Annotated in this window: 9 protein-coding genes and 2 pseudogenes; 4 read left to right on the top strand and 7 right to left on the bottom strand. The window is 30.2% G+C overall.

Annotated features, from left to right (window positions below; all coding sequences use genetic code 11):
* Positions 1–31 precede the first annotated feature (31 nt).
* Positions 32–1,060 (bottom strand): hypothetical protein, encoded by a 1,029-nt coding sequence (locus tag AD998_17310; GenBank protein KOY87654.1) that lies wholly within the window; start codon positions 1,058–1,060, stop codon positions 32–34.
* A gap of 169 nt (positions 1,061–1,229) precedes the next feature.
* Positions 1,230–1,865: an orotate phosphoribosyltransferase gene (locus AD998_17305; protein KOY87653.1), complete on the bottom strand. Its 636-nt coding sequence runs from the start codon at positions 1,863–1,865 to the stop codon at positions 1,230–1,232.
* Positions 1,866–2,027: 162 nt separating this feature from the next.
* Between AD998_17305 and AD998_17300 the strand changes: the two genes are divergently transcribed.
* Positions 2,028–2,999, top strand: a complete 972-nt coding sequence (locus tag AD998_17300; GenBank protein KOY87652.1) for an NAD-dependent epimerase — start codon at positions 2,028–2,030, stop codon at positions 2,997–2,999.
* 31 nt (positions 3,000–3,030) lie between these two features.
* Here AD998_17300 and AD998_17295 read toward each other — a convergent pair whose 3' ends face one another.
* The 4 genes from AD998_17295 to AD998_17280 form a co-directional block, all read right to left on the bottom strand.
* Positions 3,031–3,771, bottom strand: a complete 741-nt coding sequence (locus AD998_17295) for a hypothetical protein (GenBank protein ID KOY87651.1) — start codon at positions 3,769–3,771, stop codon at positions 3,031–3,033.
* Positions 3,772–3,786: 15 nt separating this feature from the next.
* Entirely contained in the window at positions 3,787–4,383 is a 597-nt protein-coding gene (locus tag AD998_17290) for a hypothetical protein (protein KOY87650.1), read from the bottom strand.
* The gene (locus AD998_17285) at positions 4,373–4,780 is read right to left on the bottom strand and encodes a ribosome-binding factor A (GenBank protein KOY87649.1); all 408 of its coding nucleotides are present in this window, start codon (positions 4,778–4,780) and stop codon (positions 4,373–4,375) included. The genes AD998_17290 and AD998_17285 overlap by 11 nt, the downstream gene beginning before the upstream one ends.
* A gap of 65 nt (positions 4,781–4,845) precedes the next feature.
* Complete coding sequence (locus AD998_17280; GenBank protein ID KOY88267.1) at positions 4,846–6,066, bottom strand: hypothetical protein; 1,221 nt, start codon at positions 6,064–6,066, stop codon at positions 4,846–4,848.
* Positions 6,067–6,543: 477 nt separating this feature from the next.
* On the opposite strand from AD998_17280, the gene AD998_17275 reads away from it, so the two are divergent.
* Positions 6,544–7,071, top strand: a complete 528-nt coding sequence (locus tag AD998_17275) for a ferritin (GenBank protein KOY87648.1) — start codon at positions 6,544–6,546, stop codon at positions 7,069–7,071.
* Between the two features lie 311 nt (positions 7,072–7,382).
* On the opposite strand, the pseudogene AD998_17270 reads toward AD998_17275, so the two are convergent.
* Positions 7,383–7,613: pseudogene (locus tag AD998_17270) on the bottom strand (hypothetical protein).
* A gap of 1,141 nt (positions 7,614–8,754) precedes the next feature.
* Here AD998_17270 and AD998_17265 point away from each other — a divergent pair.
* Positions 8,755–9,075, top strand: a pseudogene (locus AD998_17265) (hypothetical protein).
* 132 nt (positions 9,076–9,207) lie between these two features.
* Complete coding sequence (locus tag AD998_17260) at positions 9,208–11,655, top strand: hypothetical protein (protein KOY87647.1); 2,448 nt, start codon at positions 9,208–9,210, stop codon at positions 11,653–11,655.
* Positions 11,656–11,828: the final 173 nt, after the last annotated feature.

Genomic DNA, 11,828 nt, shown 5'->3' with positions numbered 1-11,828 from the left:
GAAGTCCAAATGTATATTTTAGGAGTAAAAATTAGGCTTTCTGGTAGTTTGAAGGGGTTGTGCCTGTGATTTTTTTGAAAGTACTATAAAAGGAACTACTTGAATTAAAGCCACATTCCATACCTACAGTATCTATTTTCAAATGTGTATTCTTCTTTAGTAGCTGTTTGGCTTCATCTACTCGATACTCGTTGATAAATTGAGCAAAACTTTTATTCAAGTTGTCATTGATAAATTGTGAGAGCAACTGAGGGCGTATCTTTAACTCTTGTGCCAAAAGTGATAAAGTAAGATTAGGATTTGTATAAATTTTTTGTGTTTCAAAAAGTGTAATTATTTTATCTTGAATTTCTTTAACTAATTTTTCATCTATTTTATTAATGTATTTTTCTTTTGTAATATTTGAAACTGATGGTTTGCTTTTGATATAAAAAATAACAAGGAAAGAGATGTAAAAACTAAATGAAAAAGTCAATGCTCCTGAAATGTAAGAAGTATATCTTCCCGTAAAATAAGAAATCCAAATAATAGAAACCCCTATTATAATTGTCATAATCCAAATATCATTATGAGTGATTAAGTTACGAGCATTAAATAATTTCTGAAAAACAGATTTAGCTGTGTAGATTGATAAAAAAATAAAAATTAACCATTGATAATTAATGATACAATAAACTTGATTTCCCCACAAAGATGGGTATTCTTGATATGGAAAAAGAATGCCAAAAACAATAATAAACAATAAAAGAAAGACCAAACTATATTTGGCAAAAGAAGAATTGAGTTTCTGTGATTTTGATTTTACAAAGAAATATAACATAGGACCTATTAAAAAACAGGCTGATAGTCCTACTTGTAAATATATTCTAGACAAATGAGTATTAAAATAAAAAAATACGGACTTTCCAATTCTAATACTCAAAACGAATAATAAGCCACCTAAAAAAAAGTCTGAAATAGCTTTGTTTTTTTTGAAAAATACAAAAAAGGTGCTTAAAATAATACTATTAAAAATACCCAAAGCACTTAAAAGAAATAATATTTGGTTGCTATAGTTCATTCATTGTATATTTTATTTCAGATTATCTTTTTTGAATAGATATTTAGTATAATGATGTTTGATATCATTATATTACAAATATCTATGAATAATTTTCTATTGGATATTTAAAATTAAAGCCAAACTGTAAGTTAATTAGTAGATAAATATTTGGTTTACACTTTATATATTAAATACCTTGCCAATTACTGGGTTCTTTTCTCCATTCTTCCAACGATTTTTGAATATTTGTATCAATTATATTTTGTTTAAGAGCCTCATCAAGTACAAAATTATAATTAGATAAAGTATAAAAAGGAACATTTTTTTCTTCAAAAGCCTGTATAGCTACTTCAAAGCCATAAGTCATGATAGCTACAAGTCCCAAAACGTCACAATTTGCTTCTCTTAAAGCATCAACTACTTTCAGAGAGCTCCCACCCGTAGAAATCAAATCTTCAATGACTACAATTTTCTGATTAGGTTCAACTTTGCCTTCAATTAGATTTGTCATACCATGTTTTTTTGCTTCAGAGCGTACATAAACAAACGGCAAACCCATTGCGTCTGCAATCAAAGCCCCTTGGGGAATTCCTGCTGTAGCAACACCTGCAATAGCTTCTACATCAGCAAATTTAGCTTTTATTAAATCTACAAAAGCATTTTTAATGTAAGTACGAGTTTCAGGATATGAAAGTGTGAGACGGTTATCACAATAAATAGGAGAGAGCCATCCAGAACTCCACTTAAAAGGAGCATTGGGGCTTAGTTTTACAGCCTGAATTTCTAATAATAAAGATGCTATTTTATGAGCTACATTTTCCATAAACTATGAATGATAAATACAATCTATAAATTTTGGGCAAAGCTATTAAAATAAAATCAACCCTTTATCTAAACTTACTACTTTTTTATTCATGAATAATGCTTAAAAAAATTCTATTTTTTCTCGAAAAAGTATTAATTTTACTACGAAACAACACAAAGCATGCAAAAAGAATCTATTTTAGTTATTGGCTCGGCAGGTCAATTGGGTGTTGAACTGGTTACTGCCCTGAAAAATGTATATGGAGAAAATCAAGTGGTTTCTTCTGATGTTCGAGAGCCTGCCAAAATTCGTAAGGAAGAACTTGGTATTTTTGAGAAATTAGATGTTTTAAATCCTATCCGTCTCAATGAAATTGTAGAAAAGTATAATATTACTCAAATCTATCACCTTGCAGCCATGCTTTCGGCTACAGGCGAAAAGCATCCCAAACATGCTTGGCAGCTTAATATGCAAGGACTTATTAATGTTTTGGATATTGCCATAGAGAAGAAACTACATAAAATTTATTTTCCAAGTTCTATTGCTGTTTTTGGACCAACCACTCCTAAAGATAATACTCCACAATTTTGTTCTATGGAACCTACTACTGTATATGGCATCAGTAAACAAGCAGGTGAGGGTTGGTGTAACTATTATTTTAAACGTTATGGAGTAGATGTACGTAGTTTGCGTTACCCTGGATTGATAGGTTATAAATCTATGCCAGGAGGAGGTACAACTGACTATGCAGTAGACATTTACCATAAAGCATTGTATTCTAAGACTTATGAGTGTTTTCTTTCAGAAAATACATACTTACCTATGATGTACATGGATGATGCGATTAAAGCAACTTTAGACTTAATGCATGCTGATGCATCAAAAATTGCAGTAAGAACATCCTATAATTTGAGTGGAATGAGTTTTTCACCAAAAGAAATAGCACAATCTATCCAGAAAACTATCCCAGAATTTACCATTACTTATAATATAGATTTCAGACAAGCTATTGCAGACTCTTGGCCTAACAGCATTGATGATAGCCAAGCCCAAAATGATTGGGGCTGGAAACCTGATTATGATTTGGATAAAATGACAAAGACTATGCTTGAGAATATCAAGATTGGTATAGAAAAAGGAATTATTGTTTAACGAAAAAGGGTTTCAGCACTGAAACCCTTTTTTACATTCTAGCCTTTGCTTCTGGCGGATACTCTGGAGTAGTCGGAGGATTTAAGCGAGGAGCTACAGGCTTTTGTAGTTTGATAATAGGTTTGTTTACAACAATTTTTTGGTTTTGAGGAGGAATTTTTTGCTCTTTAGGAGGTATTTTAAATATTGTTTTTGGTGTTCCTAAATTAATTCTTTCAAATTCTTGAACTCGAGTTACCATATCCTCAAAAGTGCCTAAATTAGGGTCTTCAGATGTTTTGAGTTTTACATTAAGAGCATGAAAGTGCCTTCGAGAACTTTTTTGATATTTACCTTCTAATAAATGAGCCTTTTTAATTCTATTTGGAAGCTTCCTAAAATGAATTTCACATGTAAATATATCTCCTACATGGGTTTCATAAGTAACTTCAGGACTCCCTGCTAAGGAATTAAGAACCATCTTTCCATTTTTACGAATATTTTTAACATCAATGTGGTAAAAAGTTTCTTCGGGATTATCGACATTTTCTATGCACCACCTCTCTGGATGCCCATTACCAAAAAAAGCTACTGTTCCATACTCAAATTCAGATACATATCTGAAGTAAAAAATAGTACGGGTATCTGTATATTCAATTTTGTCTAAAATATAATTTTTAGCCCACTTGTTATATTTGGGTTTATAGTCTGTGTATTTTTGAGCAAAAGATTTTTGTGAAAATATGATGCTTAAAACAACAATAAAATAATATATATATAATCTAAAACTCATGTATAATGTAATCTTTTAATTAGATAACAACCATTTACTTTTTACTTTTCCTATCACAGATACTTCAAAATTTTTGAGTCTTTCAATCATATCTTTAAAAACACCCAAATCTGGGTTATCAGAAGTTTTGAGCTTTACATTGAGAAAATGAAAATGTCTAGCACTATTTTTCATATCAAGCCCTTCCCAAATATGAGCTTTTTTTACCCTATCAGGCAGTTTTTCAAAGTGAATTTCACAAGTAAATATATTATCTTTATTAGTTTCATAAGAGACTTCATCTGTACTCCCAAGAGAAGAAACCATAAGTTTTTCGTTTTTACGAATATTTTTAACATCAGTATGATAAAAAACTTCTTTTGGATTATCTGCGTTTTGAACACACCATCTTTCAGGGTGTTTATTTCCAAAAAAAATAACTGTACCATGCTCATATTCAGATATATAACTAAAATAAAATATAGTTTCAGTATTGGTATGTTCTATCTTATCTATAAGATACCTTTTACCAAATCTATTATATTTGGGTTTGTAGTCTGTATATTTTTGTGAGAAAGTCTGAGATAATATAGAAAAATATACAATTAAGAAAAATGAGATTCTAATCATCATCATCTGTTTCATCAACATTATAGTCAATATTATAATCTTTGTCAGAAGGAGGAATATCAATATTATTAAATAATCCTTCTATCTTAGAAGCATATTCTGCTGTGTCATCCAAATAAAATTGTAGTATAGGAATAATACGAACTTGTTTACCAATTCTTTTGGCTAACTCACTACGAATAGCTTTATTTTTATCTTCAATGTCTTCTAATACACCTTGTCTATCTTTTTGGTTCAAAAAACTTAAATAAACTTTAGCTATTGATAAATCAGGACTTACTCTCACAGTAGTAACTGTAATAAAAGCTCCATTGAATAATCCTTTTACATCTGCCTGAAATATATCACCTAATTCTTTCTGAATAAGACGGGCAAACTTTTGTTGTCTTTTACTTTCCATGCTAAATAAACTATCAAAAATCGTACAAAATAAATCTAAAAATTGGAAGTTTCAAATAAAAAGAGCTAAACAAAACGAATGGCTTTGATAGGAGGAATTCTGACAACAAATGTAATAGGCAAAATCATAATAATAGAAATGAGTATTAAAACGCCTAAATTGGCAAAAATAAAGGTAAGCCAATCCCAACTAACAGGTACATAACTGACAAAATAATTGTGTGCATCTAAAGGAATTAAGTGTGTGTAATATTGAAGCATGTACGCCCCAAAAGCAAGAGCATTTCCCCAACTAAAACCTTTCAAAACAATTCTAAAGCCTTGAAAAATAAAAATTTTGCGAATTTGTTGATTATCAGCTCCCATAGCTTTGAGCATACCTATCATTTGAGTTCTCTCCATCAGCATAATAAGCAATACAGAGATGATATTGAAGGCTGCGACTACCAAAATAACTACCAAAATAATGACTACATTATTGTCTAAAATAGCGAGCCATTCAAAAGTATCATAATGTTTGGCAGTAATGGGTTGTTGACTTAAATCATAAGGTAAATACTCTTCTAACTGTTTAGAGTTTTCATTTATTTTTTCAAAATCTTTTAAGAATATTTCATAACCACTCACAAGTGAATCGCCCCAATTATTTACCTTTTGAAGTGTTTTTATATCTGTAATCAAAAATTTCTCATCAAACATACCTACTCCTGAGTCATAAATACCCACAACAGCCAACTTTCTAAAACGGGGAGGTTCTTGAACAAAAATAACAATAACAGAATCTTTTATTTTTAAATTTAACTTATCAGCTATCAATTTACTTACAACTACTTCATTTGTTTCTTGGTCTTTTTTTAAACTCAACCATCTACCTTCTTTCAAGTTTTCTGCAAAATCTTGAAAGCGATAATCCAAACCAACACCCTTTAAAACAACACCTTGAACATTGTCTTTGATTTTAACAACCCCAGGTTTTTGTATATAAGATTGTAAATGAGAAATATAAGGGATTTTTTTGTGTTGTTCAAAAAGTTTGTTATTTACTGAAACAGGAGGCTCTTCAAAAGACTGATTATTACTAGTTTTTACAACTCTAATGTGTCCAGCGAAACTAAATATCTTACTTTTAATGGCACTTTTAAAACCTGAAAGCACAGAAAAGGAAAGCAAAACCACTAAAATAGTGATAGCTACACTAATAACAGCTATTTTGCTTACAAGCGAAGAAAAACTGTACTGTTTAGAAGCTTGTGAAATTTTTTGAGCTATGAAATGATAAATATTCAAAGGTATCGAAATAAAATGCATTACAATTATGAACGCAACAAAACAAACGTTTTGTTGCGTCAAAAACATTAAATCTTAGTAAAAACGCTATTTTATCAATGTAAAAGTAATGTATAAAATATGTTTTTCAGCAATAAACTCAACATTGGAATGTGTTTCTTTAACCTTCCAACCTTCTTTCAGGAGGTCTTCTACTTCTTTGAAATCTACTGAAGTGGTTTGTGTCAGATTTACAGATTTATTGACTGTTTTGGTTTCCATAAAACTTAAATATTTCAAAAACTTGTTTCGTAAAAATATATTTATTTAGTGAATTTCATTTAGTAAAGATAACTTTTTTTTAGGTAAAAGAGATTTTTTTTCTAAAACTTTTATTGCTTTTACTTAGACTGACTCTAAATTTGATTGTTTTGAAACTAAAATATATGCAAAGTTGTAATATACTCAAGACCTAAGAACTTTTTAATTTTTAATAATATGAAAGATTTAATGAGAATGAAAACCTCTTTAAAAGAGGAAATAGAGAGCATCTTGAATGAGCAAGTAAAAATGGAAGCTCACGCTTCAGCAAAATATTTGGCAATGGCTTCTTGGTGTGATAGAAATGGTTATGAAAATAGTGCGGATTACTTTTTCAAACAATCTGAAGAAGAAAGAGAACATATGCTCAAAATATTCAAATACATTTCTGATATGGGTGGAACTGCTATCTCTCCAGAAGTAACCAATGTATCTAATGATTTTGATTCTTTTAGAGGAGTATTTGAATTAGCTCTAGAATCAGAAATATCTGTAAGTCAGTCGATTAATAGAATTGTAGATGCATGTCGCAAACATCATGATTATATGACAGAAAAATTCATCCACTGGTTCTTACAAGAGCAAATTGAAGAAGAATATATTGCAAGAAGAGCTGTTGAGCTTTTTGATGTAATTGGTGAAGAGGGTGTTGGTAGATTTATGATTGACAAACAAATTATAGAAATTAAGTATAGTGCTGAATAATCATTTTTACTATTTCAAATAAAAACCCCAAACAATTTGGGGTTTTTTGTTTATATATATTTTTTAATCTCACTATTGAGCATCAAATACATAGTATCTTCTTTATCGGATTTTACTCCACCAGATAGATAAAAAGCTACTTTACCTTTGTTTACAATCATATTGGTTGGATAAATCTGTATTTTCCATTGTTCTAGAAATGTTTTTGCTTGCTCTTGAGATACATGGTTATAGTGGAAATCTTTGTTTTTCAATAATTTCTTTATTTTATCTTTATCACTATTTGAAAAAGAAATAAAAACTACATGAGGGTTATTTTCATATTCTTTAACCAATTTGTTGAGTTCGGGCATTTCTTGTATGCAAGGGGCACATTCTACAAACCAAAAATTAAATATCACAATCTTATCTTGTAAATCCTTCATTTTCCATTTTTTGCCTTTTATATCAATTACTTCAAAATCAGGCATATTAGTGTCAATCTTTAAAATATCATTCTCTGACAGTTTACTTAGAACATTTTTGCTTGAAGAGCCATTCAATGCTAATTTCAGGGGCTGTGAGCTGGGTTTAATTTGGTATTCGGAAATGATACCATTTTGAGCATTGTATGCAGAAGCTAATAATGTAGGGTTTTCTTCTAAAGTTTTTTTAAAAACATCCAGAGTAATAGATTTGCCAATAGAGTCCCTGAATAATAAGCTCTTGTTAGCAAAATCAATATCATCGGTATTTTTTAGAGGCTTTTCCATAGACATCAATATAACTTCCTTCCGAATCCCATTGACTACATGAATAGGCTTAAACCGTGTTCTTTTTCCACTCATGCTAATTTGTAATATTTGGTCAGCAGCTTCATCAAAATTAATGGTTTGACCATTTTCATTTTTAATAATACAATCTGTTCCAAGTGTTGAAGCTATACGATTTTTAATAGACTCTTGAGCAGACTGAGCAAAGGAAAGACTATAAAAACAAATTATTAAAAGAGAGCATAAGTATTTCATAAGAAACTAAGGTTGATTTTGATATAAAAAATAACTTAGTTTATAGAGTAAATTGCTGATAAAAAAGTTGTAGTATTCAGAATGTTTTTTGAAATAATTTAGATAATACTTCTTTATTTTTCTCGTTTCATATAAAAATAAAGATATGTTTTTGGATGAATCATTGATAAAGCTTGAAAAGAAGAATATAGGAACGGTTGTGTTTTCTATGCTTACACAATATCAAGTAAGCATGCCATTCAAAAATTTTGCTATTAAATATGTACTGGAAGGTACAGAGCTTTATATCGTTAATGGCAAAAAGTATGTATTGCAATCAGAACAATACTTATTGGCAAATCAGCATGCTGAAGGAGGAGTAATGATTGATAGCAAAAAACCTGTGAAAGGAATTTGTATAGATATTAAGCACTCTATTCTTTCAGAATCATTGGCAAGTATTCTTAGACCAGACACAGAGTATGCAGATTTGAGCTTAGATACATTCTTTTCAACCAGTCAATTTTTAGAAAATCAATATGATGGAAGAAATACTTATTTGGGGCAATGGCTAAATTTGCTTGGCAATAAAGTAGTGGAGGGAACTACATTTACAGAAGAATTTTATTATGTCCTTTGCGAAAAAATCATTCAAGACCATATTCCTGTCTACAAACAATTACAAGATATACCCACTATTAAACATGATACAAAAAAGCATCTTTTTAGGTGTATTTCCAAAGGAAAAGAATTTATAGACACGCATTTCACAGATAATTTATCTGTTGAAAAGATAGCTCAAGAAGCTTCTTTATCTCAATATCATTTTTTTAGATTGTTTAAGACTATTCATAAACAAACACCACATCAGTATATTCATCAAAAAAGACTTTTGTTTGCAAAAAAAGCTTTAGAATCAGGGCATTATTCTGTGTCTGATGTAGCTATTATTGCTGGATTTCCAGATATCTATACTTTTAGCAAAGCATTTAAGAAAGCATATAAAATATCTCCTTCTACACTCCTCAAAATATAATTAGCAGGATTTGACAAAATCAATTTCATAAGAAATCGTAGTATTGTTACAACTTTTTGGATAGGGTACACCTCTATTATATAGACTATCCAATTCATTAATCAGCACTTTCTTATGAAAATTAAATTTTACTTAACTTACATATTTATTTTGAGCTTTGGTTTTACAATGGCTCAAAATAACTTCTTAAGGGGCAAACTTCAAGATAAAGAAAAAAAGCCTATAGCTTTTGCCAATATACTTTTATACAAAGCCAATGATTCCTCTCTTGTAAAAGCTGTTGTAACAGATACTTTAGGGTTGTATGAGTTTGAAAATATGCTTGCTAATACATATTATTTAAAAATAAGTTTTGCTGGTTATAAACCACATAAAACAGGGCAAATTACCTTAGAAGTAAATCAAACCTTAGAAATACCCATTGTGGAGTTGGAAGATGAAGGAGCAATAGCTGGAGTAACTGTTGTAGCTCAAAAATCGTTTATAGAAAAGAAAATAGATAGAACAGTCATTAATCCTGATGTGCTTATCAGTAATGCAGGTGTAAGTGCTTTGGAAGTACTTGAAAAAGCCCCAGGTGTACAAGTAGATGAGAATGGTAATATCAGGTTTAAAGGTAAGTCAGGTGTGATGGTTTTTATAGATGATAAACCTACTTATATGACAACAGATGCCCTCAACAACTATTTGAAAGGTTTGCCATCAAGTGCTATTGAAACCATAGAACTTATGCCCAACCCACCAGCCAAATATGATGCTGCAGGCAATGCTGGTATCATTAATATCAAACTCAAAAAAAATACACAGAAAGGGTTTAATGGGGGGGTAAATCTCTCTTATAGACAAGGCTTCTATGCTCGAACAAATAATAGTGTCAATTTCAATTATAGAATCAATAAATTTAATTTCTTCACCAATGCCAGTTACAATATCAATAATCAATACCAAGATTTAGATATTGAACGAAATTATTTGAATACAGACAATAGTTTAGCAGCCCAATTCAAGCAAAATTCATTTATCAAAACTCAAATCAATAATAAAAATTTACGCTTGGGAATGGATTATTATGCAAGCAAAAAATCAACTTTGGGTTTTGTTTTAAGTGGTTTTATCAACGATGACATAGTAACAACAACCAACAATGCATCTGTTTTGAGTGCAAGTGGACAAGTAGATTCTATTAATAGAGGTGTAAGTTTGAGTAAGCCTAAATGGTTAAATGGGGGTGTCAATGTAAATTATTCTTATAAAATAGATGAAAAAGGAAAAGAACTTACTACTAATCTGGATTATATAAATTATAGAGCAGATATTAGTCAAAATCTTAGAAATGATGTATTTGCTTCTGATGGCAGTCTCAAATCACAAGATGAATTATTGGGTAACTTGCCTGCAACAATCAATGTTCGTACTGCCAAAATAGACTATACCAATCCACTTGCAAAAGGAAGTAATTTGGAAATAGGTGCAAAAACAAGCTTCGTAAAAGCTAATAATACGGCTGAGTTTTTTAATAGATTGAGTGATGGAGCAGTTATTCCAAATAATCAACTGACCAATTATTTTAATTATAAAGAAAATATCAATGCTGCTTACATCAATTTTAATAAAGAGTTTGGAAAATTTTCATTTCAATCAGGGTTAAGGGTAGAAAATACCAATATAGAGGGCTTTCAATATGGAAATCCCATACAGCAAGATTCTACTTTTACTCGCAATTATACCAATCTATTTCCTACTGTTTACTTCAATTACAAACTTGATAGTTTAGAAATTCATCAGATAGGGCTTTCTTATGGTAAAAGAATTGATAGGCCTAATTATCAGGATTTAAACCCTTTTAGTTATCCATTAGATAGATTTACCATTTATGCAGGAAATCCATTTTTAGTACCAACTTTCTCAAATATTGTTGAGTTATCACATACCTATAAAAATAATATAACTACTACATTGTCATATAGTTATATAAAAGATGTAATTAATGAAACTATTCAGTTTGAGGGTGCATTTTTCTTTTCAAGACCTGGTAATATTGGTAAACAACAATCAGTTTCTCTTTCTGTAAGTGGAGCATTGAAACCTGCTAAATGGTGGATAGCTCAGATTTATGGAGAAGGAACTTACAATAATTTTTCATCTATATTATATGGACAAACATTAGAAAATAGTGGTGTGTTTTATAGTGGAAACTTAGTAAATCAGTTTACACTTGGGGGTAAGGGTAGTTGGGCAGCTGAACTCAATGGAGTATACCAATCTTCAGTATTTAGTGCTCAGTTTGTAACTATACCTGTGGGGCGTGTGGGTGCTGCTATTCAAAGAAAAATCTTAAAAAGTAAAGGCAGTTTGAAATTAAACTTTACAGATATATTTTACACATTTCAACCAGGTGGTGACATAAAAGCTCTCAGTCAGGCAACAGCCAATTTCAAAAGTCAATTGGATAGCCGAACTTTTATACTTTCATTTTCTTATAATTTTAGAAAAGGGAAATTACTCAAAGCCAGAAAAAGTGGGGCTTCAGATGAAGAAAGAAATCGTATCAAAGCAGGATAATATATTTTTTACTAAAAAATTAAAATGTTATGACTCAAAATGTAGAATCACAGGGTTTTTATGAGCTTTTAAAAAGCCCTTTTGGAAAAGTATTGATGGCTTTTGTTTTTGTATTGGCATGTATTCAAATTGCTAAATATGGATATTTATTTGGTCAATGGTTGTATAAAGTA

This window comes from bacterium 336/3 (assembly GCA_001281695.1).
GTDB lineage: Bacteria > Bacteroidota > Bacteroidia > Cytophagales > Thermonemataceae > Raineya.
The sequence above is the reverse complement of the archived record's forward strand: the minus strand, read 5'-3'. Positions and strand labels throughout refer to the sequence as shown.